Origin of the sequence: Sphaerisporangium sp. NPDC005289 (assembly GCF_040607455.1) — a bacterium.
GTDB classification, from domain to species: domain Bacteria; phylum Actinomycetota; class Actinomycetes; order Streptosporangiales; family Streptosporangiaceae; genus Sphaerisporangium; species Sphaerisporangium rhizosphaerae.
This window is the reverse complement of record NZ_JBEXGS010000030.1, coordinates 73,877-99,288: the sequence shown is the minus strand read 5'-3', so window position 1 is coordinate 99,288 and position 25,412 is coordinate 73,877. Positions and strand designations below refer to the sequence as shown.

Below are 25,412 nucleotides of genomic sequence, written 5' to 3'. Positions count from 1 at the left end.
CCACTGTGCGTACCCGTTCTCTGCTGATAGGTGCTGCGCTGGCCGCCGGTGTGGTTGTCGTCTCCCAGCCTGCTCACGCGGCGAGCCCGGCCGTTCAGATCACCAAGGTCTATTACGACTCGCCCGGTTCACCGGACTTCGGCGCGAACAGCAGCCTGAACGGCGAGTACGTCCAGATCAGGAACACGACCCGGAAGGCGATCAGCCTCAAGGGGTGGACGCTCCGAGACGAGACGAGCCGGGCGGACCACGTCTACACGTTCGGCACGTTCACGCTCGGTACGGGGAAGACGGTCACCGTGCGGACCGGCAAGGGCAGGAACACCACCACCACCCGCTACTGGGGCAGGAGCGGGGGAACTCTCGCCTACATCTGGAACCAGGGCAAGGACACCGCCTACCTGCGCAACGCCTCGGGGACGCTGGTCGACTCCTGCTCGTATAACTCCACACGAGTCGACTACAAGGTCTGCTGACCGCCTGGACATAAGGAGCACCAGCTCACCTCCGAGGAAGAGCCGACCGCACATCGAGGTAGTGTCCCGGCAACAGTGTGCGGATCGTCCACACGGCGGGCGAGAAAGCGGGTGACCGCGTCGACATGTCGGCCGCCCCTGCGCACTCGTGACCTGCATGAGTCTCTGGACCTGTCCATCGCGTCGAAGAACACCGAGAAGAACCGCTCCAAGCTCAAATGCCTGGTCAGCCGCGGCATCCTCGTCGCCGCTGTAGACCGCACCACCGTCGGCACACCTTGGACAGGCGTTTCGTTGACCCGCTGGACGTCATGGCCGGTCTTCTGGGAGGCGGACGAAGGCCGCCACGCCTAGATCTTCGTTCTCGCCTGCTCGGTCTGCCGCACGATGGCATGGGCACCATGCGCCTGTGCGATGGCGTGCGCCTCGTCGAGTGCCGTGAGCGCGTCCGCCCGGCGGCCCTGGGCGGCGGCGACGTAGGCCAGCCCGACCATGTTGGCGGCGACGACCGGCAGGGCCCCGATCTCCCGGCCCAGCCGCGACGACTCCTCCAGTCGCTCGCGTGCTTCATCAAGCCGACCGGCCATGTGCGCCGCGATGCCCAAGTGCCGCAGGGCCTCGGACTGGGTCGGCTTGTCGCCGATCTGCGCCGCCATCCGACAGGACTGCTCCAGGTAGGGAACCGCGGTCACGTTGTCACGCCTGATGACCTGATGTAGACAGCCGATCCAGAACAACGCCTCGGCCTCACCGCGCGTGTCGCCCAGCGCCCGGTATGACTCGATCGCGCGCTCGAACAACGGCAGCTCAGCCGGGTCCTCGACGGGTGGCGAGCCGGCGCTGGCGCGCTCGTTGAGAAACCGCGCATGCAGGATCCGCCCACGGGCCAGCGCGACGTCGGCCTCCACGGCGTCCAAGCCTCGTTCGGCACTGGTCAGCACGCTGACGTCGCCGCTGAAAACCGCCCGTTCATAGAGCGTCTTGGCTCGTTCGACCCGGTCTTCGGCGTTCATCGCCGCCCCCGCCCTGGCAACGCCATCACGTGTCAGATCAGCAGCAGAGTACTCCGGCTCAGGACCGTCATGGACGGTTGGCGACGAGTGAGTCCGGCCGGTCCGGGCCGTACAGAACACGCACTGCCCGTCGCCGGCATAGGGGCGGCGACGGGCACGCGTCGTGGGCTGGCCTGGCGGTCAGGGGCGCTGCTCGTCAGCGTCGCGCTTCGTCGGCTGTGGCGCAGAGTCCTCCACGAAGCGAGGACGGCAAGCGAACCAGCCGGCGATCACCCCTGGGATGGCGGTCACGGCGAGCACCAGGAGCGGGATCGACCATGATCCGGTCGCTTCGCGCAGAACGCCCAACCCGATCGGGCCGAAGCACGCCAGCCCGTAGCCGATGCCTTGAACGAAGCCCGACACGGCAGAAGCCGTCTGCGGGCTCTTGGTGCGACGGTTGATGAGGGTCATGCAGAGCGGGAAGGTGCTCACCCCGATTCCCAGCGCGCACATCCACACCAGCGTGCCGTCGAGCGGGGACAGGAGCAGGCCCAGATATCCCGCTATCAGGAAGATCGCGCACCCGACGACCACGATGAACGGATTCACCATGCGCGTGGCCAGGTGCGGAACCACCAAGGCCGCGAGCATGCCCCATGCCGAGTAGAGCGCGACCATGGAGCCGCCCAGTGCCGCGTCGCCTCCTGCGTCGGTGAGCACTGCCGGGACCCAGGTGATGATCCCGTAGTTGGACAGCGACAGCATCGCGAAGAGGATCACCAGGCCCCAGACGGTCGATGATCGGCTGATCCTCGGGCTCGCATCGGTCGCCGTCACGGCCGCGGGCGCGTGGTGATCGGCGGGCAGCCTGACCGCCAGGACGAGCCAGACCACACCGGCCACAGCAGCCGGTCCCGCCCAGATACCTACCGACAGCCGCCACGTCGCCGCTTCCGCTACCGGGACCGCGAGGAGCGGTGCGATGAACTGACCCGTCTGCAGGAGGATCAGGTAAAGCGAGGTCCCCAGGGCCAGTCGATCGGCGAACCAGACCTTCACCAACGGGACGATGACGACGTTCGCGGCTCCGATTCCGGCCAGGGCCAGCACGGTCGAAAGCACCAGCAACGAGGGCGTCGGAGACAAGGCGCGCATCAGGAGCGACAGAGCCGTCAGGCCCAGCGCCACAGTGGCCGTGCGCTCGAGTCCGAACTTCCTCGTCACCGCCGGGGCGAGAAACCCGAAGATGCCGAAGGACGCCGCCGGCACAGTGCCGAGCAGGCCGGACAGCGTCACCCCGAAGCCGAGATCGGATCCAATGATCTCCAGGAGCGGGGTGAACCCGGTCACGGCCGTTCGCAGGTTGACCGCCGTCAAAGCGATGGCGAGCCAGGCCCACAAGATCAGGCGCCCACGGTGCAAGGGAACGAGCGATGAGGAGAGCGATGTCACGTTATACTCCGGTGCAAGGTCAGCAGATGATGGGATTATGGGATGAGTTCCGAAGATTCTGGCACGCGACAGCCCATGCGTCGAGTGGGACTCATCGACCAGGCTGCCGAGCGCTTCCGCGAGGAGGTGGTCTCTGGACGCTGGCCGGTCGGTGGGCGGATACCTACCGAGGCCGCACTGGTGTCGGAGTTCGGGATCGGCCGGAACACGGTGCGCGAGGCGCTGCAGTCGCTGGTGCACGCAGGTCTACTGCGCCGTGAGCAGGGCCGCGGCACCTTCGTCATCTCCAACTCTGAGCTGACAGGCACTCTCGAACGTCAGCTCGCCGGTGGCACCCGTCGCCACTACCTGGAACTACGCCTTGCCCTTGACAGCGCTGCAGCGTCACTGGCCGCGTTGAACCGCTCAGATGCCGACGTCGAGCTGCTGCGCGAGCTGCGTGACCGTCGAGAAGCGAGCTGGTCGACCGATGATCTCGACCTGCGAGCGAGCGCGGACCTCGCCCTGCACCACGCGATCGTGGCGGCGACGCACAACCCTCTCTACGTCAAGCTGTACTCCAGCATGCTCGACATCTTCGCTGCCCACATGCGCGACGAGAAGGGCGAGGACGACGACGCGGCACACCGCTACCACCACGAGCTGGTCGAGGCGATCGCGGACGGGGACGGGGACCGTGCTGCCACGAAGGTGGTTTCCATCTTCAAACCCTTCATGCGCTGAACCACGCAACCGCCTCCCCGCTCGGGCGAGGCGGCGCTGCACACGCCCAGCGGAAAGGACGGCTCGTGGCCGGACTCCTGGCCCGGCCTGAAGGGCTGGAAGCAGTGGATCACGGTGGCGAGGACGGACCACTCGGCATTCGTCGACTACGCCGTGCTCAGACCCCAGCTCGGCCTGCCCGCGCAGGAGTTGGGCGGCGAGCGGGCGCTGCGCATCACCCGCGCCTACCTGGCCGCCTTCCTCGACCGTCACCTGCTCGGCAGGCACTCTGCGGTCGAGGACTTCTCCAGGTCACCGACCACACACGCGACGCTCATTCGGGGTAGTCCCTCAAGCGTGACGGCGTCTGCGGCACGGTGGATCGGCCGGCGATCCGGTCCACCACGCAGTCACGTCCCGGCGAGCGGCAAGGGGAAGCCCCCGGCGCTCACCATGGAGCAGGTGGAAGCAAACCAATTGCTGTATCGCTGAGCCCTCGTTGAGACGAGAACGAGCGTCCGCTTTTCAGGCGTGGCAATCGCCCTGCTCACCCGCCGGGAGCTGTGACTGGAGGGGTGCTGACAGTGCCCTACGTGTGGCTGCGGTGGTGGTCGCCGCCGTCATTCACACCGTCGAAACCGACTGCCACGGACAGTGCTGGATGATGTATCAGCGAACGAGCAGTGCCAATGCGATGAAGGCCGCGAGCACGAGGGCCGTGGCCGCGGCGATTGGGCCATGGGTGCTGGCTCCGATGACGACGCGGCCCCGCGTGATTTCCTGATTCAACACACGGTAACGGACGGTTGCGTAGCCAAAGCCGACGATTGCCGCGCATACGAGCACGCCGCCTGCGGCAAACGCGTAGACCTCATTGTGTGAGCCGAACTTCGCCGCTCCCAGACCGAAGGCCATCATGGCCAAGCTCGTCCGCAGCCAGGCGAGATAAGTGCGCTCGTTGGCCAGGTGCTCGCGAACCCGGAGATCGCCGGCTGCGATGGACGACTCGTTCACCGATCAGGCACTCCCGTCCGACCGATTGGGTCCTCTTTGCGACGCGTAGAGGGTAAGCCGTAACCCGCTGTGACACGATGATACAAGAGGTTGTGCCAGGTGGGGGCCTCGAGAAGAGGCTCAAGCCAGTCGTGGGAGGCGACACACCATGAGTGGTCCCCTACGCGGAAGCGAGCCTGTACATCCCTCGCCTGAGGGGGTCAGAGAACGAAGAGTCGTCAAGCCGACTCCTCCCGAGCTCATGGAGGACGCCGGGACCGGTTTGGACTACGGAATTCGGCCGGACCGCATGCCTGGCTACCTCACCCCGATCGACCGCTTCTTCCTTCGCAGCCATGCACCGACCCCCCATCTGGACGCGGCGAGATGGTCGCTCCGGATCGAAGGAAGTGGGATACGCGAACCGATCACCTACACCTACGCCGATCTTTGGAATCGCTTCCCGCTGATCTCAATGGTCCGAACGATCGAGTGCGCAGGTAACCGCCGTGTGCTGTTCGGCGAGGAGTACGGACGCAAGTTCGAGGGTACCCAGTGGGGCCGCGGCGCGATCGGCACCGCCGAATGGACCGGCGTCCGGCTGCGCGACCTGCTCGAACCGGTGGGGATCACCCCTGGAGCCCGCGAGGTCATGCCGGAAGCGCTCGACGAGATCCAGACCCGCCGGCCCATGCCGCTGGCCAAGGCGCTTGCCGACGACACCCTGCTCGCGCTGGCCATGAACGGCGAGACGCTGCCGCTCGATCATGGGTACCCGGCTCGGGTCGTGGTGTCCGGATGGCTCGGTGCCGCAAGCATCAAGTGGGTGGGCCGGATCGAAGTCTCCGAACATCCGCTCCACGTTCCGTGGAACACCGAAGACTACGTACTGATCGGTGCGGACTACCCTCCGCAGGAACCATCACTCGGTATGCCGATCACCGGCATGCCGGTGGCGAGCCTGGTGGAACTGCCTTGGCCGGCACTGCTGCAGCCGGTACCGCAGATCATCCGTGGGCGTGCGTTCGCGGGAGAAAACCGGGTCACGGCGGTCGAATACCGCATAGACGGGGGTCCCTGGCAGGAGGCGTCCCTGGCTCCGCCGGAGATACCGGGGGCGTGGGTACGCTGGCAGTTCGGCTGGGATCCCGAACCCGGCGATCACACCATCCGGGTACGCGCCACCGACGACCAGGGCCATACGCAGCCCGACACCGTCCCATGGAATGACCTGGGCTACTGCTTCCACCCGGTGCTGTCCCACCCCATCCGAGTCGAATCCACGACCTGAGGCCGTATCAGTGCTCGGACAACAGGCGGGCGAACACCAAGTTTTCGCTGGTGGTGGGCTCTATACATGTGCGCGGCCGAGAGGACCCGAACCCACGACCTTCTGATGCAGATGGATGCACCGCCCACTCGCAACGCCGAGATCAGAAAGGGCCCAGCTCATGACCGAAGCCATTGCAGGGGTGGAGGTTCCCGAGACGGCGGCGGTCGCCGAAGCCACCCGCCACATCCGGGAGATGACCAGCCCCCTCATCTTCCATCACTCACGGCGCACCTTCTTCTTCGCCACGCTTCACGCTCGCGAGGCCGGTCTGCAGCCGGACCCGGAGCTGCTCTACCTGTCCGCCATCTTCCACGACCTCGGCCTGCGGACGCCCTTCTCCGACATGGAGCAGCGCTTCGAGCTCGATGGCGCCGACCACGCACGCAGGTTCCTGCTCGACCGCGGTTTTCCGGCCACGGCCGCCGACGTGGTCTGGGAAGCGATCGCGCTGCACAGCACGCCGAGGATTCCCGGCCGGATGGGCCCGGAGATCGCCGCCACGTACCACGGCGTACTGACCGACGTGCAGGGCGTGGGCTTGGACAAGCTGGATCGTGGCCTGGTGGACGAGATCAATACTGTTCATCCGCGCGGCGACTTCAAGAACGGGTTCCTGCAGGCCCTTCTCGAAGGAACCAGAGACCGCCCGGACACCACCTTCGGCACCATTAGTGCGGACGTATTGATGCACTTCATTCCCGGTTTCCGTCACATCAGCATGGTCGAGCGCGTCATGGGTGCGGCCTGGCCGAGCTGATCTGTCACCGCTGTACGCACCAAACTTCACCGCTGTACGCACCAAAAAGGCCACATCCCGATCATGGGAGGTGGCCTTTAAGCTGGGGTGGAGCCTAGGAGTTTCGAACTCCTGACATCCTGCTTGCAAAGACGCATGCCGATCTTCCTCGGCCTGCGAAGACGCAGATCAAGGCGCTGATCACGTTCCCCGACTCCCCGCCGTTCCCCCTCGTTCTCCGCCCCATCGGGCACGCAACGGGCACGCCTGACAGACTCGCCGCATGGTCGCCGATGCGTTCGCCTTCCTTCAGTCGTGGTACGCCTCCTGCTGCAACGACGACTGGGAACACAGCTACGGCGTGACGATCGACACCCTGGACAACCCTGGGTGGCACCTGAAGATCGACCTTGTCGATACGCCCCTCGCCGGCACCACGCTGGATCACCTGGCAGTGGAACGGACCGAGGATCACACGGCTCGACATGCAGGGCCTCAACAGGCGACCGCGTACTCTCGGTCGTGGTCGAGAGGGTCGGCCAGACTCTAGTCAGGTACTTCGTGAGGTAATCCAGCCACTTGCATGCCACAGGCGTGTTCGTCGACCTACGAACCAGACGTCAGCCGGCCCAGAGGAGGTCGATGATGCGCAAGACGCGGGTCTCCTCATCGAGGATGAACGTCATCATCCCTTGGCCGTTGTCTCCGAAGAAGGCGTGCCTCACCGGGGAAACGGCTCCAACCTGGGCGAGAAGCAGTCCGAGAGTGACCGTGAGCGCCCCCTGTTGGCCGCCCTTAATGGCCCGCTGATCGCCCGGCGATCACCACGGATCGGATGGCGGAGGCAGAAGCACCGAGAGCACTCGGGTGAGTGGTTGGAAACCGGCGTTGTCGTACATGCGGCGGGCGGGATTGCCGTCAGCCACCGATAGACCGACTGCCGGCAGCCCTGCCTCGCGAGCGCCATGTAGTGCGTGTGTGAGAAGGGCCTGGCCAAGTCCACGGCCCTGCGCCCGAGGCGCCAGCGCGAGGTTGAGGACCCATGCGCAGACATCGTCGGTCCACGGCACCGGGCCCGCACACAGGACGTGGCCCGTGCTGCGTCCATCAGGACCCACCAGCCGGGCCGAGGCCGGGAGCAGGGGTGATACCGGTTGACCGTCGTCGAACATGGCCCGAATCTGCTCGGTGTCCCTGGTCTGCCAAGCGCCGTCCGGATGGTCCGGTCCGTACGCCGCCGCGAGCCCTTCGGCTAGGTCGTCGTCCCAGCCCGGGACGCCCAGCGACCACCCGGTTGGCAATGCCACCGGCGCCGGTATGTCGACCAGGTCGTGACGCATGTCGGTCGCGGCCCGACGAAGTTTGAGACCGGTGGCCACCAAGGCGTCCGCCAGACCGTCATCAGGCGTGTCCAGGCGTAGGCCGGCGAGATCACGACGGGCTTGCGTGGCAACGTGATTCAGGGCTGCCCTGGGCAGCGGGCGGACCTGGCCCGCGACGCGTTCTCCATCATCGTCGCGTATCCGCAGTCGGGCGAGCACGGTGCCGTCGTCGGCAGACAGCAACGAGTCGGCGGGGTCTTCGATATCTGGATGTAAGGGCACATACCCACCGTAGTGTCCCGGGACCGGGTCGACTTTGCTCTCGACGTCTGGTTCTGTGCGGTCGGCTCAGGACGTGGTACCGGCGTCGCAACCAAGTCTGTTTCCCTGAGCCCCGCCGTGTCGTTTGATCGGTGAGCTCATAGGTGCTGTGGCACAGACATGATGACGGCCCGAGTTGCTGGCGGCCGGGATCGGCCCCAGGCCGCATGCCCGGCCGCCGAGCGGGCGCAGGGCCGCGAGGGCCGCCCTTGACAGCCTCGCACGAGGACAACTCAAGAGTGAATCGGGCACGCAACGCAAGCAAGAGCGACAAGGCCGAATAACGATCAAAGCCCAGCCGGGGAAAACGATCCCTGGCCTGGGCTTTCGTGTGGGTGGAGCCTAGGAGATTCGAACTCCTGACATCCTGCTTGCAAAGCAGGCGCTCTGCCAACTGAGCTAAGGCCCCTTGTCGGTGGACAGCTTACCGGGAGGAGGTGGCTACTGGTGCGTTGGCGGGGTCGCCGTCGAGGACGAGGGCGGGGAAGTCGGCGATGGAGTCGATGACCGTGGTGGCGCCGCCGCGGAGGAGGCGTTCGCGGCTGTGGACGCCGGACAGGACCCCGGCCACGACGGAGGCGCCCGCTCGGCTGCCGCAGAGCATGTCGCTCTCGGAGTCGCCCACGACGGCGACCTGGCGGACGTCGTCGACGCGCAGGCGCAGCAGGGCCGTGAGGACCATGTCGGGCCAGGGGCGGCCGCGGCCGGCGTCCTCGGGGCAGAGGGCGAGGTCGATCTTGTCCATCCAGCCGACGACTCCGAGGACGCGGCCGAGGGTGCGGCGGCTGAAACCGGTGATGACGCAGATCTTCACGTCGGCGGCGCGGAGCTTCTCCAGGGCCTCGACGGTGCCGGGGACGGGGAACAGGCCGGCGCGGTCGATGGCGTCCTCGTAGGAGCGCTCGAAGGTGAGGTTGGCCGCCTGGGCCTGCGCCTCGTTGGTGGGGAAGATGCCGCGGAAGACCTCGATCTTGGGGCATCCCCGGGACCGATGCACGTGCACCATGGCGCGCGCATATGCCCCGGTCCCGGGGACTATGCCCTGCGTCGCGATCGCCTCGGCGAACGCCCGCTCCACCATGGCGATGTCACCGATCGTGGTGCCGGCCAGATCGAGGCAGGCGAGCTTGATGGGTGAGGCGTCGGTCATGCCGTCACCTCCGCCTTGATCCAGAGCCATCACGCACCCGCTCGGCTGCCCGGGTGGTCAGTTCTCGCTGCCGGTGGCCTCAGTCCACAGGTCGAGCTCGGCGCGATCGGCCTGAACCTTGCGCCAGACCAGCAGCCCCCCAAGGGCGACGAGCGCGAGAACGAGCAGCTTCTTCACGGTGTGACCCCACTTCTCAACGGTCCCATCAGCCAGGGATGGGACGACGCCGGGTTCCTAACAGATGCTTGCAGCCTAGCAAGGGATCGGCTTCCTCCCTTGTTCGGCGGAGAAGCGGTTGTCCACAATCTTCTGATACGGAACCCGCTTCGCGGCATCCGTTACGAGTATCGGCCCTTCAGGTAAGAGCCGACCAACGGCTTGATCAGGGGCTACTCCGTACAAGGTCAGGATGCTCCGGTGCGCGCCCGGTGTCCAGGCCCGTTTTCGACCGGGTCAGGCCAGGTCGTAGTCGAGGGTGTAGGTGTGGGCGCCGTCGTCGTTGGCGATCTGGCCTCCGCCGCGGATGCCGAGGAGTTCGCCGGTGCCGGAGTCGGGGACGACGGTCCAGCTCAGCGACTGTTCGCCGGCGGATCCTGTGGCGCTGTGGTGCAGGACGAAGGTGCCCTTGCGGCCGTGGAGGGTGCCGGTGAAGCGTTCGAGGCCCACGTAGGCGGCCGAGCCCTCGACCTGGGTCATGGCGGTGAGGATGTCGGTGGTGCTGCCGCCCTCCAGGTCGCCGCGGAAGGTCTTGGTGATGTGGACGCGCGACAGCGTCGCGCCCTCGCGCTCGTCGTAGGTCTCGGGCTCCCAGCCTTCGATGTCGAACGCGCCGTTCGCTCGTGGCACAGTGGCCTCCCTGCTCGTGATGGTGATGCGGTGGTGATGGGGTAACTCTGCCGCGCATGGCTGTCAGCTCCTGGCAGGTTTCCGTCCGCCCATCGAATCGCCCGAATACGCATATCTCCGGACATCGACCGGCACATCACCCCGCCGATAGCATGCGAACCGCGGCGCGCGCACGTCACCGGGGCGCCATCGAGCGGTCGGTGACCTCATTCACCCTGGGAGAGGTATATGGCCCTGTTCGACCTGCCGTTGTCGGAACTGCGCGAGTACCGTCCGGAGCGCGACGAGCCCGCGGACTTCGACGCGTTCTGGAAGAAGACCCTCGACGAGGCCGCCGGCCACGACCTCGCGCCCGACTTCGCCGACTTCGACGCCCCGCTCACCGGGGTGCGGGTGCAGGACACCACCTTCGCCGGTTGGGGCGGCGACCCGATCAAGGCGTGGATTCTGGTGCCGGAGGGCGCCGGCCGGGTGCCGTGCGTCGTCCAGTACATCGGTTACTCCGGCGGGCGGGGGCTGCCCGTCGACCACACGGTGTGGCCGGCCGCCGGCCTCGCGGTGCTGGTGGTGGACACGCGCGGCCAGGGCGGCGCCAACATCTACCACCCCGGTTCGACCGGCGACCCGCACGGCGGCGACCACCCCCAGGCGCCCGGCATGATGACCAGGGGTGTGCTCGACCCCGAGCAGTACTACTACCGCCGCGTCTTCACCGACGCCGTGCGCGCGGTGGACGTGGCCGCCTCCCACCCCGCCGTGGACCCCGAGCGCATCGCGGTGGCCGGCATCAGCCAGGGCGGCGGCATCGCGCAGGCCACCGCGGCGTTGCAGCCGAAGGTCAAGGCCGCGCTGATCGACGTGCCGTTCCTGACGCACTTCCGCAGGGCGGTGGAGATCACCGACAGCTTCCCGTACCAGGAGCTCGTGCAGTTCATGTCGTCCCTGCGCGACAGCGAGGAACGGGTGTTCCGCACGCTGTCGTACTTCGACGGGCTGAACTTCGCCGCCCGCGGCCGGGTGCCGGCCCTGTACTCGGTGGCGCTGATGGACCTCATCTGCCCGCCGTCCACGGTCTTCGGCGCCTACAACCACTGGGCGGGGCGCAAGGACATCTCGGTGTACCCGTGGAACGGCCACGAGGGCGGGGGCAGCCGGCAGCGCGACGAGCAGCTGCGCTACCTGCGGGAGCTCTTCTCCATCGGCTGACGCAGGACCCTCTCCGCGAGGCGGGCCGGGTCGCCGCCCGGCTCAGCTCGCCGGCGGAGACGCCGCGTACGCGCGGGCGATCTCGCGCGCCGTGGCCAGCAGCGGCTCGACCAGCCGGGGCAGCTCCCGGGCCCTGCGGGAGGAGACGACGACGCCGAGGGCGGCGATGGGCACACCGTCGCCGCCACCACCCTCACCACCACCGCGGTCCCGGTGGATCGGGGCCGCGACCGAGCAGGAGCCGGGCGTCATCTCCTCGTAGGTGAAGGCGTACCCCTGGGTGCGCACGGAGGCCAGCTCGCGCGCGAGCCGTCCCGGTTCGGTGACGGTGTGCGGGGTGGGCCTTTCGAGCGTGCGGGCGAGATAGGACGTGACGAACCACTCGGACTCGTAGGCGAGGAGCACCTTGCCGACGCCGGTGGGGTGCATGGGCAGGCGCCCGCCCGTGCGGGAGACGATCGGCACGGCGCGGCGCCCGTACACCTTGTGGACGTAGAGCACCTCCATTCCGTCACGCACCGCCAGATGGACGTTCTCGCCGGTCTCGGCGTACAGGTCCTGGATCCAGGGGTGGGCCACCTCCAGCAGGCGGCGCGGAGCGAGCTGGCCGAGCTCCCAGAGCCGGTGCCCGATGTGGTAGCACCCGCGGTCGTCGCGGCCGAGCATCCGGGCGGCCTCCAGCTCGCGGGCGAGCCGGTGGACGGTGGTCAGGGCCACGCCACTGCGCCGCGCGATGTCGGTGAGGGTGAGCGCGCTGTGGTCGGCGTCGAAGGCGCCGAGGACGGCCAGCACGCGGGAGGTCACCGATCGGCCGGGTTCGCGGGATCCTCCGGCCATCCACCCTCCCCTGATCGTCCACAGGCTGTGGATATTGTGCCACCTTTCCGCTGAGTGGAAGCGCCCGCTCGTGTCCCCGCCCCACGGCGCAGGATGCTTCGTCGTATGCGCACTCAGGTCGGCATCATCGGAGCGGGCCCCGCGGGCCTCCTGCTTTCCCATCTCCTCCACCTCAGGGGCATCTCCTCGGTGGTGCTGGAGCGTCACAGCCGCGACCACGTGGAACGCCGGGTGCGGGCCGGCGTCCTGGAGCAGGGCACGGTCGACACCCTCGTGGCCGCCGGCGTGGGCGACCGGCTCCGCCGCGAGGGCCTGCCGCACCAGGGCATCGAGCTGAGGTACGGCGGCGCGGGGCACCGCGTCGCGTTCGAGAAGCTCGTCCCGGGGCGGTCGATCACCGTCTACGGTCAGCAGGAGGTCGTCAAGGACCTGATCGCGGCGCGACTCGCCGACGGCGGGGACGTCCGGTTCGAGGTCGACGACGTGATCCCGCACGATCTCGACACCGACCGGCCGTATCTCACCTTCGGCGGTGAGCGGCTCGACTGCGACTTCGTCGCCGGGTGCGACGGCTTCCACGGGGTTTCGCGCCCATCGATCCCGGCGGGCGCGCTGACGGAGTACGAGCGGGAGTACCCCTTCGCCTGGCTCGGCATCCTGGCCAGGGTGCGGCCGTCGGCGGAGGAGCTGATCTACGCGCGCACGGACCGGGGCTTCGCCCTGCACAGCATGCGCTCCCCGGAGGTCAGCCGCTTCTACCTGCAGGTGGCGCCGGACGAGGATGTCGCGGCCTGGCCCGACGAGCGCGTGTGGGCGGAGCTGAAGGCCCGCCTGGAGACGGTCCCCGGCTTCGTCCTGGCCACCGGGGAGATCCTGGAGAAGAGCGTGACGCCCATGCGGAGCTTCGTGGCCGAGCCCATGCAGTACGGGCGGCTGTTCCTGGCCGGGGACGCCGCGCACATCGTCCCGCCGACCGGCGCCAAGGGCCTCAACCTGGCGGTGGCGGACGTGCGCGTGCTGACCGAGGCGCTGGCCCTGTGGTACGCGACCGGATCGCGCGACGCGCTGGACGGCTACTCGCGGACGTGCCTGAGCAGGGTGTGGCGGGCCCAGCACTTCTCCTGGTGGATGACGACGCTGCTGCACACCTTCGACTCCGAGGACCCCTACGGCCGGCGGCTCCAGCTGTCCTACCTGGACTACGTGACCTCGTCGGAGGCGGCGGCGGCGACGCTGGCGGAGAACTACGTGGGGCTGCCCTTCGAGCAGTCCCCGACCCCCGGAGGGCTCCCTCCCGACCACTTTGCATAACCTGAAATATCAGGGAACGGGGGGTCGAAATGTCTGATCCGACCGAAGCGAGCGTGTACTTCATCGGCAACGCCACGACGCTGATCCGCTGCCAGGGCTTCACACTGCTGACCGATCCGAACTTCCTGCACCGGGGGCAGCGCGCGTACCTCGGCTGGGGCATCAGCACGCGCCGCCGCACCGATCCGGCGATGGAGATCGGGCGGCTGCCGGCCATCGACGCCGTCGTGCTGTCCCACATGCACGGCGACCACTGGGACCGGGTCGCCCGGCAGGGCCTGGACAGGCGTCTGCCGATCTTCACCACCCCGCACGCCGCCGAGCGGCTCAGGCGTCAGGGGTTCGGCAACGCGATCGGCCTTTCGACCTGGCAGGACCGGGTGATGCTGCGGGACGGCCGCCGCCTGAAGATCACCGCGCTGCCGGCGCGTCACGCGCCCGGACCGGCCGAGCGTCTGCTGCCGCCGGTCATGGGCGGCATGCTGGAGTTCGGCGGGGAGGACGGCAAGGTCGACCTGCGCCTGCACATCAGCGGGGACACGCTGCTGGACGATCGCCTGAACGCGATCCCCCGGCGTTTCCCCGACATCGACGTCGCCATCGTGCACCTGGGCGGCACTAAGCTGCTCGGCACTCTGCTGGTCACCATGGACGGGATGCAGGGCGCCCAGTGGGTCGAGCTGATCGGCGCCGACCACACCGTGCCCGTCCACTACGACGACTACGAGGCCTTCAGCTCGGGGCTGGACGACTTCCGCCGGCACGTCAACCGCCTCGGGCTCGCGGACCGGGTGCACTATGTCGCCCGCGGCGAGACCTACCACGTCCTCGGCCGCAGGACCGGACGAGCCGGGCGGGCCGGGCGCGAGAGCCACTGACGCGATGGGCGAGGTCCTCGTCGGCACGGCGTCGTGGACGGACAAGACGCTGCTGGCGTCGGGGTGGTACCCGCCGCGGGTCACGACGGCCGAGGAGCGGCTGCGGTTCTACGCGGGCCACTTCCCGCTCGTCGAGGTCGACTCGACCTACTACGCGCCGCCCTCGCAGGAAACCGCGCGGTTGTGGGCCGAGCGGACCCGGCCGGGGTTCGTCTTCGACGTCAAGGCGTTCTCGCTGCTCACCGGCCATCCCACCCGTCCGGCGGCGCTGCCGCGGCGGCTGCGGCCGGGCGGCGACGCGGGACCGGCGGCCGACGGGGACGGCGCGGGGAAGAAGAACCTGTACGCGGCCGACCTTCCGCCGGGCGTCGTGGACCAGGTGTGGGAGGCGTTCGTGTCCGCGCTGCTGCCGCTCCAGGAGGCGGGCAGGCTCGGGGCGGTGCTGTTCCAGTTCCCCCGCTGGTTCCCCATCGGCGAGCGCAACAAGCGGTACATCCTGGAATGCAAGCGCCGCTGCGAACCGCTGCCCATCTCGGTGGAGTTCCGCAACCGGACGTGGATGTCCGCGGAGAACCGCGCCGAGACGCTGGACTTCCTGCGTTCGTACGCCATCCCGTACGTGTGCGTGGACATGCCGCAGGGGCACCCGTGCTCGGTGCCGCCGGTGGTCGCGGCGACCTCCGGCCTCGCGGTGGTGCGGTTCCACGGCCACAGCGCGAAGTGGACCAGCCATGACATCCACGAGAAGTTCGGCTACCTGTACTCGCCGGAGGAACTGCGGGAGTGGTCGCCGCGGCTGCGCGAACTGGCGGGCGAGGCCGACACCACGCACGTCCTGATGAACAACTGCTACCGCGACTACGCCCAGACCAACGCCGGGCAACTGGCCGCTCTGCTGCGGGACGCGGCGGACGTCCCGGTGCGTCCCGCGCCCGCGCCGTCCGAGTGAACCTTCGCCGGGCCCGGCGCCGGCGGCCGGCCGTTGGACGGCCGCCGGAACCGGTCTTCGGGCTCAGGCCCTGCGGACGCCGAGGAGGGCGTCGTAGGCGGGCTTGTGCGCCAGGTTCTCGTCCGTGATGCAGGCGGCGCCCTCACCGGTGAAGACGCCGGGGACCCACGAGTGGCGGTCGGTGAAGCCCCAGACGGTGAACTCGACGCAGCGCCGGTTGGCGGCGCAGGTGGACAGCATGCGCCGGTAGTAGTCGGCCTGGGTGGCGAGCTTCTCCGGCGTGACCGGCAGGACCATGCGCACGTCCGCCTCGGTGATCGCGGCCTCCAGGCCGAGGTCGGTGAACTGGCGCATGACGGCGGGGAAGTCGCCGGGGTAGTCGTACTGGATGCCCAGGTGCCCCTGGAAGCCGATGCCGTCGATCTGCACGTGCTTGGACTTGAGGTCCTTGACGATGTTCAGCGTCTGGGCGATCTTGGCGGTGTTCCACTCGAGGTTGTAGTCGTTGATGTAGAGCTTGGCGTGCGGATCGGCCTGGTGCGCCCAGCGGAAGGCGTCGGCGATGTAGCCGGGGCCGAGGGTGGTCAGCCAGATGCTCTGGCGCAGGTTGCCCTCGTCGTCCACCACCTCGTTCACCACGTCCCAGGCGCGGATCCTGCCGCGGTAGCGGCCGACCTCGGTGAAGATGTGGTCGCGGAGGATCCTGCGCAGCTCCTTGGCGTCGATGCTGCCGTCGGCGACGCCTTCGGTGAGCCAGGCGGGAATCTGGTTGTGCCAGATGAGGTTGTGCCCGCGCACGTGCTGGCCGTTGCGCTGGGCGTTCCTGACCAGCGCGTCGGCGCCCTCCCAGGTGTAGACGCCGCGCTGGGGCTCCACCGACTCCCACTTCATCGCGTTCTCGGCGGTGACGTGGGTGAACTCGCGGTTGAGCAGTTGGCGGTAGTCGGCCTCGTCGGCCAGGGCGGTGACGTCGACGGCCGAGCCGATGTACACCTTCAGCTTGTGCGCCAGCTCGCGCAGGTCGTCCGGCGCCCTGCCGCCGCCCGTGCCGGCGCTCGCCGGCGAGGGTACGGCCAGCGCGAGCGCGATGGCGATCAGTCCCAGCATGAGACGTTTCATAGATCCTCGCTCGTGATGTTCGATGACGACTTCGTAGCCCCCGACGGCAGGTCATGGTCCCGGCGTTCCGAAAGTTTCGGACCATTCCCGAGATGTTTCGTGCGGTGCCCTGCAACGTAGATCTAACGCAGGCGATCGTCAACGGGCGGGGCGCGGACGGAGACCGGTGGAGCGATCCGAGGGGCGCGGGCGTGAAACTTTCGCGGCCCTCTTCCGGGATGGAGTCCGAAATGCCGGAAGGCTTTCGGACCCGCCTTCCGGGGCGGTCGCCGCGCGGCGGAGGTCGCCGCCACCGGCGTCCGCGCCCGCCCGCGAGGGACCGCGGCCGACGCCACGCGAGACGGCCGGCGAACGCGCGCGCCCGTCCGGCGCTGCCTGCACGAACATGATTCAGTTTCAGATCTTGTGGATGATCGGCCAGGCGTATCACCCTTCAGTGGCCTCAATGGTGAAATGCGCACGAGCCGGCGAATGACATGGTGCGGCGCCTTGTTTTCGGTCATGACGCGCCGTCCCAAAATAGGGCGGCCTCCGCATCGGCGCTCGAGGGAGAAGCGCGCGGAGCCTCCCCTACCGGATTTGTCTACCTGCGGAAACACCGCTTGCAGAGCATGCTGACTCGTGCTCTTATTGAGTCACGAACTCCCCACATAGCAGGTCAAAGCCGTCCTTTATGCATCTACGCCTCATCTTGTCGATAAACAGCCGACATCCTGACTGATGGAGGTGCGTTCGTGAACAGCATGGTGATTTCGCGTGAAGCGTCGGTGGATGACGCTTTCCGCCCACGCACGGCCGCGGATGGACATTGTTAGGGCCTGTCGGTGGTTCGGCATATGATCTTTCCGGCCGCGTGCCCATGCCCCCGGTCACCGTGGACCTGTGCTCGTCGCGCGGCGTCGTGACATGGTCGCCACCGGAGCCGTACGACCCCCTGACCGCGACTCCGTGCGTCGTCCTGGCCGACCGGGCCGGGTGCGGCGAGTTCCCCCTCCTGCAGACCCTGTTGTGCCGTCTCGGCGTGCCGAGCGTGCGGATCGACGCCGAGGGCGTGTCGGCGTTGGACCTGTCGTTCCGGCTCGGCGGCGGCTCCCTCACCCTGGACGACGGCTCCCTCACCCTGGACGGCCGCCGCGTCGCCCCGACCGTCGTCTGGGCGCGGCACTTCTCACCGCGGGCGATGCCGCGCACGGGCGGCCCGGCCGCGGCCATGGTGCGCGCCGACTCGTGGACGGCCCTGGTGCGGCAGCTCGCCTCGCTGGCGCCATCGAGCCTTCCCGGAGGGAGTCCCGGCCACCTCGAACAGCTCGCCGGCGCCGCGCGGGCCGGCGTCCGCGTTCCCGAGACGGTCGTCACCACCGACCCCGCGGCGGTCCCCGCGCGCTCGGCGGCCCGCCGGTTCGTGGTCAAGGTGGTGGACGAGCACTTCCTCGAGACGGCGCCGGGGCTGCTGCTCGGGGTGTTCCCGCAGGTCCTGGAGCGCGAGGAGCTGGCGCGCCTGCCGGCGCCGGACTTCCCCGTGATGGTGCAGGAGCACGTCGAGCACGACGCGGAGCTGCGGGTCTACTACCTGGACGGCGCCGTCCACGCCTACGCGGTCGACAAGCCTTCGCCCGACTCGCCGTGGCGCGAGGAAGCGCGGGTGCCGGTCACGCCGGCGGCCGTCCCCCCGGCGGCGGCCGCGGCCGTCCGCCGGCTCGCCCGGCTGTGGGGGCTGGCCTACGGCGCCTTCGATCTGCTCCTGGCCGGGACGGAGGTGGTGTTCCTGGAGGTCAACGTGGACGGCGACTGGCGCTGGTTCGAGTCCAGAGCCGGCGGGACCGCCGTCTCGAACGCCGTCGCCCTCATGATCAGAAAGCGCCATCTGGACGCGCTGCGGAGCGCCGGCGCTCCCCCTCCGATCGAGATCGTCGACTTCCTGCTCCTGGGCACGCCGATGGCCGGTGGGGCGCGGTGACCGTCACAGCGACGGCGCGAAATCAAGGACAGCTATGGGTAACGCGGCTTTTCGCCTTCACTGCTCGATACTCGGCCCGCTCGAGGTCCGGGTGGACGACTACACGGCGGTCATCGGCGCGCCCAAGCAGCGGCTGCTGCTGGCGATCCTGCTCTGCCACGCCAACGCCGTCATCCCGTCCGACCAGCTCATCGACGCGCTGTGGGGGGAGCGCCCGCCCCGGACCGCCCGCAAGAACCTGCAGGTCTACGTCTCGGGACTGCGGAAGATCTTCGGTGACCGGCTCAGCTTCGAAGGCTGGGGCTACCGGCTGTTCGCCGGGCGCGAAGAGCTGGACCTGCTGCGGTTCGTGGAGCTGGCCAGATCGGGCCGCGCCGCCGTCCGCGCCGGGGACCTCGCGGTCGCGGCCGAGCTGCTGGGGGAGGCCGTGCGCATGTGGCACGATCCCCCGCTGGCCGAGTTCTCCCACGTGCCCCTGGTCGCCGGGGAGCTGGCACGCTCCACCGACCTGTTCCTGTCGGTGTACGAGGACTGGGTGGAGCTGGAGATCGAACTGAGCCACCACGTCGAGGCCCTGGCCTCCCTGGACCTCCTCGCATCGCGCTTCCCCGCGCGCGAGCGCATCGCCGCGGCGCGGATGACCGCTCTGTACCGCTGCGGGCGCGCCTCGGAGGCCCTGTCGCACTTCGAGGGCCTGCGCCGCCACCTGGCCGCCGAGATCGGCCTGGACCCGAGCCCCGTGCTCAGGAACCTCTACCAGGAGATCCTGCGCGGCGAGGGACGGCGGACGGCGGACGGGGCGGGCCACGCCGGAGCCGGTCGCCCGCGCCCCATCCAGACCCTGGCCAACCAGCTACCGCGCGACATCTCCGACTTCGTCGGCCGGGAGCGGGAGGTGCGGCGCATCGTCGACGAGGCGGCCGCCGTCACCCTCATCACCGGCGGGCCGGGCATCGGCAAGACCGCCCTGGCCGTGCACGTCGCGCACATGCTGGCCCCCGGCTTCCCGGACGGCGCGCTCGTCGTCGCGCTGGGCCGTCACTGCGGCGACACCCGCGGCACCGTGGACCTCCAGCGGGAGCTTTTGGAGGGCGTCGGGCTGAACGTCGCGGGCATCCGCGACGACGACGTGCTGGCCTCGGTCTGGCGGTCCTGGCTCGCCAACCGCAAGATCCTGCTGGTACTGGACGACTCCCCCGACGAGTCCAGCGTCCGCATGCTGCTCCCCGGCACCACGGCGAGCAAGGTGCTGGTGACCAGCCGCAGCAGGCTCAGCGGGCTGGAGTCGGTGACCCGGGTCGGCCTGGAGGAGCTGTCGGCGGCCGAGGGCCTGGAGTTCATGGGCAGGCTGATCGGCCACGACCGGGTGTTCGGCGACCTGCCCGCCGTCACGGCGATCTTCGAGCAGTACGGGGTGTCCCCCCTGGCGCTGCGCCTGCTCGGCGGCAGGCTGTCCGGGCTGCGTCACGTGCCCCTGGCTCATCTCGCGGAGCGGCTGTACCGCTCGGAGAACATCCTGGACGAGTTCGTCGCGGGGGAGACCTCGCTGCGCGACCGGTTCGAGGAATGCTACAACCGGCCCTCCTGGGCGCACCGGCCGGCGTTCCTGGCCCTCGGCGCACTACCTGGGCCGCCGTTCGGCCACGACGAGCTGGTCGCCGCGCTGGAGGGCATCGTGACCTCGGCGGAGCGGGCCATCGAGTCGCTGCTGGAGGCCAACATCCTGTCGGTGCCCCAGAAGGCGGCCGACGAGGCCGAGGTGGTGGCCCACTCGATGGCCTACACCATGTCACCGCTCGCCCACCGTTTCGCGACCGAACTGCGCCGCCACCATGGACGCTGAGCCGCCTACGGAGCCCGCCTCGTCCGGGTGGTGACCCACACGGCCAGTTACGGCCCAGTTCGGGAACAGTATGGCGGTGGCATGGCGGCGCCATACTGCCGCCAAACCCTGCCTCACTAGCGTGTGGATCAGCAGTGGCCGGCAGGCCGCGGCGGGCGCGACCAGGAGGTGGCCGATGGACAGCCGCGAGATTCGGACCGGGCCGACGACGTTCGACGCGTTGGGGACCCTGCGCGAGGCCGGTCATCCGATCGACTTGCTCAGCGAGCGGCAGCGGCAGGTGTTCGCGGAGTTGAGCCGGCCGGAGGTCGAGCTGCTGAACTCCATCAAGACCCGCCTCGACGCCGTGGCGGGCGAGGTCGAGGGTCACGAAGTCAAGCTCGTATGACGGACCGGGCGCCCCGCCCCGCGCGCCGCAACGTCGTCGTCCTGTTCATCGACCTGGTCGGTTCCACCGAGCTCGCGGAACGGCTCGACCCCGAGCTGCTCCGGCACATCCTGGACCGGTACTACCAGGCGTGCACCTCGGGCATCGGCGAACACGGCGGCGTGGTCGAGAAGTTCATCGGCGACGCCATCATGGCCGTGTTCGGCATCCCCATCAGCAGCGAGGACGACGCCCTGCGCGCCGTCCGCGCCGCGCACACCGCCCTCGCGCGGGTGCGAGAACTGAGCGACGGGCTCGCGCCCACCCACGGGATCCGGCTGGAGGTGCACTGCGGCGTCTCCGCGGGCGAGGCGGTGGTCATCGACACGCCCGGCTCGGACCTGCGCGTCATCGGCGACACCGTCAACACCGCGGCCCGGCTGCAGTCGGCCGCGGGCGCCGGGGAGATCCTCGTCGGAGACGAGGTCGGGCGCATGGTCCGCGCGCAGGCGCGGCTGGTCTCGATGCCGCCGCTCACGCTGAAGGGCAAGAGCAACCCCGTGCGGGCGTGGCGGGTGGAGTCGCTGGAACCGGAGACCGGGGGACGCGACGAGGGCACCGTCCCGCTCGTCGGCCGCGACGACGAGATGGACCAGCTGCGCCAGGCGTACCGGCGCTCCTCCCGGGGCCGGCGGTGCTGCGTGGTCACGCTGCTCGGCACCCCCGGCATCGGCAAGTCGCGGCTCGTGCGCGACTTCGTCCACACGCTGCCGGAGGAGGTGACGGTGCTCGTCGGACGGTGCCGCTCGTACGGGGCGGGCATCACCTACCGCCCGGTGGCCGAGATGCTGGAAGCCCTCAACGGCTCCTGGACCGACATCGCCCCCCTGATGGAGCCGTCGAGTACGCCCGCGCTGCGCGGCCTGGTGACCGCCGACGCCTCCCGCTCCCCGCGCGGCGGCGAGGAGGCCGGCGTGGAGGAGATCTCGCGGGCGGTGCGCACCCTGTTCGAGGCGCTCGCGCGGCACCGGCCGCTCGTGGTGGTCTGGGAGGACCTCCACTGGGCCGAGCCGACGCTACTCGATCTGATCGACGACGTGGCGACGTGGCTGCTGGACGTGGCGGTCCTGCTGGTCTGCGTGGCCAGGCCCGAGCTGCTGGACGCGCGCCCGACCTGGGGCGGGGGCATGGCGTGCTCGTCCTCGCTGGAGCTCGGCGCGCTCGACCAGGACCAGATGCGGCTGCTGGTCGCCGCGCTCTCGGCCGGGCGGGCGCCGGAGCCCGAGGTGGTCGCCCACGGCGTGGACGCCCTGTGCGTGCGGGTCGCCGACGGCTCCGACGGAAACCCGCTGTTCGCCGAGCTGATGCTGGAGACGCTGGTCGAGGACGGGGAGGACGCGCCTCTGCCGCCCACGATCCAGGCCCTGCTCGGCGCCCGCCTGGACCGGCTCGGCGAGGGGGAGCGCGAGGTGCTGGAGCGGGCCGCGGCGATCGGCCACGTCTTCACCGCCGACCAGCTCGACCTGCTGTGCCGCGATGGCCTGGAGGAGCAGGACATGGGCGAGTCGCTGCGGCGCCTGCTGCGGCACCGCATGATCCGGCGGCGGGAGGCGCCCGGCTCCTTCCAGTTCACTCAGACCCTCACCCGGGACACCGTCTACGCCATGACCCGCAAGGAACTGCGGGCGAGCTGGCATCTGGCCCTGGCCGACCGGCTGACCGGGGCCGGCCGGCCGCACCCCGGCGGCTTTTACGAGGAGTCCTCCCACAGTGACCTGACCCACCACCTGGAGGCCGCCTGCCACCTCACCCGCGACGTCCGCCCCGACGACCCGTCCCTGCCGGCGCTCACCGAACGGGCCGCCCGCGCCCTCATCGACGAGGGCACCCAGGCGCTGCACCGCAACGATCTGCCCGCCGCCGTCGGCCTGCTCGAACGCGGACGCGACCTGCTGCCCGCGGGCGATCCCGAGCACCGTCCCCTCGCGGTGCGCATCTGCGACGCCGGGGTGGCCCGCGGCGACGGCGACCGGGCCTTCGCCGCGCTGGACACCGCCGAGCGGATGCTGCCCGACGACCGGCGCACCCGGCTCACCTGCGCGATCCAGCGCGAGACGCTCGCGGTGCGCTTCGGAACCCGCCCCGTGGACCACGGAGCGCTGCGCGAGATGCTGGCGGCCGACCCCGGCGATGACCTGGGCTGGTGCCGGTTCCACCAGCTCGAAGCGCTCGCCCGCACCGTCGAGGGGCGCTCCGGAGCCGCCGAGGACGCCCTGCGCGAGGGCCTGGTCCGCGCGCGGTCGCTCGGCGACCGGTACGAGGAGGACCGGCTGCTCAGCGGGCTGTGCGAGCTGGCGCAGTGGTCCCCCACGCCGCTGCGGGAGAGCCTCGCGCTGTGCGACGAGCTGTCGGCCAGGTTCGGCGGCGACCGTGCCCTGCTGGTCCCCGTGCTGCTCACCAGGGCGCGCCTGCTGGCCCTGTCCGGCGAGGTCACCGCCGCCCGGGCCGTGCTGGCCACCGCCGCGCGGCACGCCGGCGACCTGCACCTGGCCATGGCGGCGACCGCCGTGAACCAGGTCCGCGGGCTGGTCGAGTCGCTCGTCGGCCGGCACGCGGAGGCCGAGACCCTGTTCCGGCGGTGCGCGTCGGCCCTGCGCCGCGCCGGTCACACCTCGCCGGGCAGGACGCTGGAGGCGTACGCGGCGCGCGAGCTGCTGCGCCAAGGGCTGGTCTCCGAAGCAGGGGAGGCGCTGGACCGGCTGGAGGCCGAGGCCGGGCGCCCGCAGGTCCGCGGCGAGCTGGTCGTGCTCGCCGCGCGCGCCCGGATCGCCTCCCTCGGCGGCGACCACGGCGCCGCGCTCGCCTTCGCCGCCCGGGCACGGGAGGCGCTGGACCGCACCGACGACCCGTGCCTGCGCGGCGACGTGCTGACCGAGCTCGCCCGCGCCTACAGCGCGGCCGGACACGCCGCCGAGGCGGGCGACGCCGCGGAGCGCGCCGTGCACAGCTACCTGGCCAAAGGCGCCGGCCTGCCCGCGGGGCGGGTGCGCGCCTGGATCGCCGAACAGGAGGGACCCCGGTGACCCAGCCGCCCTGGCGCCGCGAACGCCGCGCGCACTTCCCCGGCCTGCCCGCCTGGAGCGCCGCCACCTCCCGGCTGGCCCTGGACGACTTCGGGGTCATCCGCCACGAGGAGGTCACCCAGCAGTGGGCATGGGGCGGCGGCCTGGGCGCCGGGGTGCGCGTCTGCGTGCTGGACACCGGCGTGGACGGCGCGCACCCGATGGTCGGCGCGCTCGAACGATCGCTCATGGTCGCCCACGACGGCGACGAGCTGACCATCGCCGACTGCGCGCCGGTCGACCCGGCCGGCCACGGCACGGCGTGCGCGGGGGTGATCCGGTCGATCGCCCCCGCGGTGAGCCTCACGTCGGTGCGGGTGCTGACCGACGGGCGCTCCGGCAGCGGCGCCGCCCTGCTGGCCGGGCTCCGCTGGGCCGTCGACGAGGGGTACGACCTCATCAACCTCAGCCTGTCGACCACCAGGAGCGAGTTCCTGCCGACGCTGCACGACCTGGCCGACCGCGCCTACTTCCGGCGGTGCCTGCTCGTCGCCGCCGCGCACAACATGCCGGTGCTGAGCTTCCCGTGGACCTTCTCCTCGGTCATCTCGGTGGCCAGCCACGACGAGCCGAACCCGATGACCTACTACTACAACCCCACCCCTCCGGCCGAGTTCTACGCACGCGGCGTGCGCGTCCCGGTGGCCTGGCCGGGCGGCCGGATGATCCGCAGCAGCGGCAACAGCTTCGCCGCGCCGCACATCACCGGCATCTGCGCGCTCATCCTCGGCAAGCATCCGTGGATGACGCCCTTCCAGCTCAAGTCGGTGCTCTACCTGGCCTCTGCCAACGTCGTCGCACGCAACGGAGACGCCCATGTACCTCTATGACCACCCGTCCGCCGGTGACGCCGAGATCACCGAGCGCAGGCTGCTGCAGTCCATCGTGGAGGTGGCTCGCGAGGTGTTCGACGCGGCGGCGTCGTCGGTGTTCCTCGTGGACCCCGACACCGGCGAGCTGGTCTTCGAGGCGGTGTCGGGCGAAGGGGAGGAGCACCTGCTGGGGACGCGGTTCCCGGCGGGCACGGGCATCGCGGGCTGGGTCGCGGCGAGCGGCCAGCCGATGATCGCCGACGACGTGGCCGAGACGCCGCAGTTCGCCAAGGACGCGGCCGAGTCGACCGGATACGTCCCCAGCAGCATCATGGCCGCGCCGCTCGTCCGGTACGAACGCTGCATCGGCGTCCTTGAGGTGCTCGACCGGGCGAGCGGCGGGTCACGGGGTGAGCTGGCCGAGGTGAACCTCCTCGGCCTGCTCGCGACCCAGGCGGCGTACGGGCTGGAGCTGCTGCTGCGGCTGCGGTCCGCGAGCGCCGCCGCCTCCCCCGGCGACGACGTGCACGTGCTGCTCCAGCGCATCTCGGCGCGGGTGCCCCGGGGAGCCGGGACGACCCACCCGACCGCCCTGAAGCTGCTCGCGGTGGCCGAGGAGCTGCTGTGACCTCCCGCCGCCCGGCCCCGTTCCCCCGCGACGCGGCGCCACCGGGACGGCCGGCGG

26 protein-coding genes and 1 tRNA gene are annotated in these 25,412 nt (G+C 69.9%); 17 read left to right on the top strand and 10 right to left on the bottom strand.

Going from position 1 to position 25,412, the window contains the following annotated elements; all coding sequences use genetic code 11:
• Nucleotides 1-5 precede the first annotated feature (5 nt).
• Together ABZT47_RS35730 and ABZT47_RS35725 are read left to right on the top strand one after the other, a co-directional pair.
• Nucleotides 6-476: a lamin tail domain-containing protein gene (locus tag ABZT47_RS35730; protein WP_354852216.1), complete on the top strand. Its 471-nt coding sequence runs from the start codon at nt 6-8 to the stop codon at nt 474-476.
• 111 nt (nt 477-587) lie between these two features.
• Nucleotides 588-830: a hypothetical protein gene (locus ABZT47_RS35725; RefSeq protein ID WP_354852214.1), complete on the top strand. Its 243-nt coding sequence runs from the start codon at nt 588-590 to the stop codon at nt 828-830.
• On the opposite strand, the gene ABZT47_RS35720 is transcribed toward ABZT47_RS35725, so the two are convergent.
• Nucleotides 827-1,489, bottom strand: a complete 663-nt coding sequence (locus ABZT47_RS35720) for a tetratricopeptide repeat protein (protein WP_354852212.1) — start codon at nt 1,487-1,489, stop codon at nt 827-829. The two genes, ABZT47_RS35725 and ABZT47_RS35720, sit on opposite strands and share 4 nt — an antisense overlap.
• Before the next feature lie 180 nt (nt 1,490-1,669).
• Nucleotides 1,670-2,923 (bottom strand): MFS transporter, encoded by a 1,254-nt coding sequence (locus ABZT47_RS35715; RefSeq protein ID WP_354852210.1) that lies wholly within the window; start codon nt 2,921-2,923, stop codon nt 1,670-1,672.
• A gap of 84 nt (nt 2,924-3,007) precedes the next feature.
• Between ABZT47_RS35715 and ABZT47_RS35710 the strand changes: the two genes are divergently transcribed.
• Both ABZT47_RS35710 and ABZT47_RS35705 read left to right on the top strand, forming a co-directional pair.
• Nucleotides 3,008-3,646 (top strand): FCD domain-containing protein, encoded by a 639-nt coding sequence (locus ABZT47_RS35710; protein WP_354852209.1) that lies wholly within the window; start codon nt 3,008-3,010, stop codon nt 3,644-3,646.
• A 114-nt stretch (nt 3,647-3,760) separates the two neighbouring features.
• Nucleotides 3,761-4,117 (top strand): hypothetical protein, encoded by a 357-nt coding sequence (locus ABZT47_RS35705; RefSeq protein WP_354852207.1) that lies wholly within the window; start codon nt 3,761-3,763, stop codon nt 4,115-4,117.
• Nucleotides 4,118-4,294: 177 nt separating this feature from the next.
• Here ABZT47_RS35705 and ABZT47_RS35700 read toward each other — a convergent pair whose 3' ends face one another.
• A complete protein-coding gene (locus ABZT47_RS35700; protein ID WP_354852205.1) occupies nt 4,295-4,639 on the bottom strand; it encodes a DUF202 domain-containing protein in 345 nt (114 codons plus the stop codon).
• A 289-nt stretch (nt 4,640-4,928) separates the two neighbouring features.
• On the opposite strand from ABZT47_RS35700, the gene ABZT47_RS35695 reads away from it, so the two are divergent.
• The 3 genes from ABZT47_RS35695 (at nt 4,929) to ABZT47_RS35685 (ending at nt 7,237) form a co-directional block, all read left to right on the top strand.
• Nucleotides 4,929-5,909: a sulfite oxidase gene (locus ABZT47_RS35695; RefSeq protein WP_354852203.1), complete on the top strand. Its 981-nt coding sequence runs from the start codon at nt 4,929-4,931 to the stop codon at nt 5,907-5,909.
• A 160-nt stretch (nt 5,910-6,069) separates the two neighbouring features.
• Nucleotides 6,070-6,708 carry an HD domain-containing protein gene (locus ABZT47_RS35690; RefSeq protein WP_354852201.1) on the top strand — a complete coding sequence of 213 codons (639 nt, stop codon included), beginning with the start codon at nt 6,070-6,072 and terminating at the stop codon, nt 6,706-6,708.
• A 262-nt stretch (nt 6,709-6,970) separates the two neighbouring features.
• Nucleotides 6,971-7,237, top strand: a complete 267-nt coding sequence (locus tag ABZT47_RS35685) for an Imm53 family immunity protein (protein WP_354852199.1) — start codon at nt 6,971-6,973, stop codon at nt 7,235-7,237.
• Between the two features lie 271 nt (nt 7,238-7,508).
• Here the strand turns inward: ABZT47_RS35685 and ABZT47_RS35680 are convergent, their stop codons facing one another.
• From ABZT47_RS35680 to ABZT47_RS35660, 5 genes are all read right to left on the bottom strand, one after another.
• Nucleotides 7,509-8,291: a GNAT family N-acetyltransferase gene (locus ABZT47_RS35680; protein WP_354852197.1), complete on the bottom strand. Its 783-nt coding sequence runs from the start codon at nt 8,289-8,291 to the stop codon at nt 7,509-7,511.
• A gap of 375 nt (nt 8,292-8,666) precedes the next feature.
• Nucleotides 8,667-8,739 (bottom strand) — tRNA-Ala (locus tag ABZT47_RS35675).
• A 15-nt stretch (nt 8,740-8,754) separates the two neighbouring features.
• On the bottom strand, nt 8,755-9,480 hold the full coding sequence (locus tag ABZT47_RS35670) for an HAD-IA family hydrolase (protein ID WP_354852195.1): 726 nt from the start codon (nt 9,478-9,480) through the stop codon (nt 8,755-8,757).
• A 57-nt stretch (nt 9,481-9,537) separates the two neighbouring features.
• Entirely contained in the window at nt 9,538-9,657 is a 120-nt protein-coding gene (locus ABZT47_RS35665; protein WP_211264163.1) for a DLW-39 family protein, read from the bottom strand.
• Nucleotides 9,658-9,933: 276 nt separating this feature from the next.
• Nucleotides 9,934-10,326: a DUF3224 domain-containing protein gene (locus tag ABZT47_RS35660; protein ID WP_354852192.1), complete on the bottom strand. Its 393-nt coding sequence runs from the start codon at nt 10,324-10,326 to the stop codon at nt 9,934-9,936.
• A 228-nt stretch (nt 10,327-10,554) separates the two neighbouring features.
• Between ABZT47_RS35660 and ABZT47_RS35655 the strand changes: the two genes are divergently transcribed.
• Entirely contained in the window at nt 10,555-11,532 is a 978-nt protein-coding gene (locus ABZT47_RS35655; protein WP_354852190.1) for an acetylxylan esterase, read from the top strand.
• A 42-nt stretch (nt 11,533-11,574) separates the two neighbouring features.
• Here the strand turns inward: ABZT47_RS35655 and ABZT47_RS35650 are convergent, their stop codons facing one another.
• The gene (locus ABZT47_RS35650) at nt 11,575-12,369 is read right to left on the bottom strand and encodes an IclR family transcriptional regulator (RefSeq protein ID WP_354852188.1); all 795 of its coding nucleotides are present in this window, start codon (nt 12,367-12,369) and stop codon (nt 11,575-11,577) included.
• Nucleotides 12,370-12,474: 105 nt separating this feature from the next.
• Here ABZT47_RS35650 and pobA point away from each other — a divergent pair, with 105 nt between their 5' ends.
• The 3 genes from pobA to ABZT47_RS35635 are packed head-to-tail and all read left to right on the top strand — an operon-like array spanning nt 12,475 to nt 15,507.
• Nucleotides 12,475-13,680, top strand: coding sequence for a 4-hydroxybenzoate 3-monooxygenase (gene pobA, locus ABZT47_RS35645; protein ID WP_354852186.1), 1,206 nt, complete (start codon nt 12,475-12,477; stop codon nt 13,678-13,680).
• Nucleotides 13,681-13,709: 29 nt separating this feature from the next.
• Nucleotides 13,710-14,558, top strand: a complete 849-nt coding sequence (locus ABZT47_RS35640; RefSeq protein ID WP_354852185.1) for an MBL fold metallo-hydrolase — start codon at nt 13,710-13,712, stop codon at nt 14,556-14,558.
• Between the two features lie 4 nt (nt 14,559-14,562).
• Nucleotides 14,563-15,507, top strand: coding sequence for a DUF72 domain-containing protein (locus ABZT47_RS35635; RefSeq protein ID WP_354852183.1), 945 nt, complete (start codon nt 14,563-14,565; stop codon nt 15,505-15,507).
• A gap of 63 nt (nt 15,508-15,570) precedes the next feature.
• On the opposite strand, the gene ABZT47_RS35630 is transcribed toward ABZT47_RS35635, so the two are convergent.
• A complete protein-coding gene (locus ABZT47_RS35630) occupies nt 15,571-16,626 on the bottom strand; it encodes an endo-1,4-beta-xylanase (protein ID WP_354852181.1) in 1,056 nt (351 codons plus the stop codon).
• A gap of 853 nt (nt 16,627-17,479) precedes the next feature.
• Here ABZT47_RS35630 and ABZT47_RS35625 point away from each other — a divergent pair.
• The 6 genes from ABZT47_RS35625 (at nt 17,480) to ABZT47_RS35600 (ending at nt 25,355) form a co-directional block, all read left to right on the top strand.
• The gene (locus tag ABZT47_RS35625) at nt 17,480-18,583 is read left to right on the top strand and encodes a hypothetical protein (RefSeq protein WP_354852179.1); all 1,104 of its coding nucleotides are present in this window, start codon (nt 17,480-17,482) and stop codon (nt 18,581-18,583) included.
• A 34-nt stretch (nt 18,584-18,617) separates the two neighbouring features.
• Complete coding sequence (locus ABZT47_RS35620; RefSeq protein ID WP_354852177.1) at nt 18,618-20,426, top strand: BTAD domain-containing putative transcriptional regulator; 1,809 nt, start codon at nt 18,618-18,620, stop codon at nt 20,424-20,426.
• Between the two features lie 175 nt (nt 20,427-20,601).
• Nucleotides 20,602-20,814, top strand: a complete 213-nt coding sequence (locus tag ABZT47_RS35615; protein ID WP_354852175.1) for an aroma-sacti cluster domain-containing protein — start codon at nt 20,602-20,604, stop codon at nt 20,812-20,814.
• Nucleotides 20,811-23,876, top strand: a complete 3,066-nt coding sequence (locus ABZT47_RS35610) for an AAA family ATPase (protein ID WP_354852173.1) — start codon at nt 20,811-20,813, stop codon at nt 23,874-23,876. The genes ABZT47_RS35615 and ABZT47_RS35610 overlap by 4 nt, the downstream gene beginning before the upstream one ends.
• Nucleotides 23,873-24,745: a S8 family serine peptidase gene (locus ABZT47_RS35605; protein ID WP_354852172.1), complete on the top strand. Its 873-nt coding sequence runs from the start codon at nt 23,873-23,875 to the stop codon at nt 24,743-24,745. The genes ABZT47_RS35610 and ABZT47_RS35605 overlap by 4 nt, the downstream gene beginning before the upstream one ends.
• Nucleotides 24,732-25,355 carry a GAF domain-containing protein gene (locus ABZT47_RS35600; protein WP_354852171.1) on the top strand — a complete coding sequence of 208 codons (624 nt, stop codon included), beginning with the start codon at nt 24,732-24,734 and terminating at the stop codon, nt 25,353-25,355. The genes ABZT47_RS35605 and ABZT47_RS35600 overlap by 14 nt, the downstream gene beginning before the upstream one ends.
• Nucleotides 25,356-25,412 lie beyond the last annotated feature (57 nt).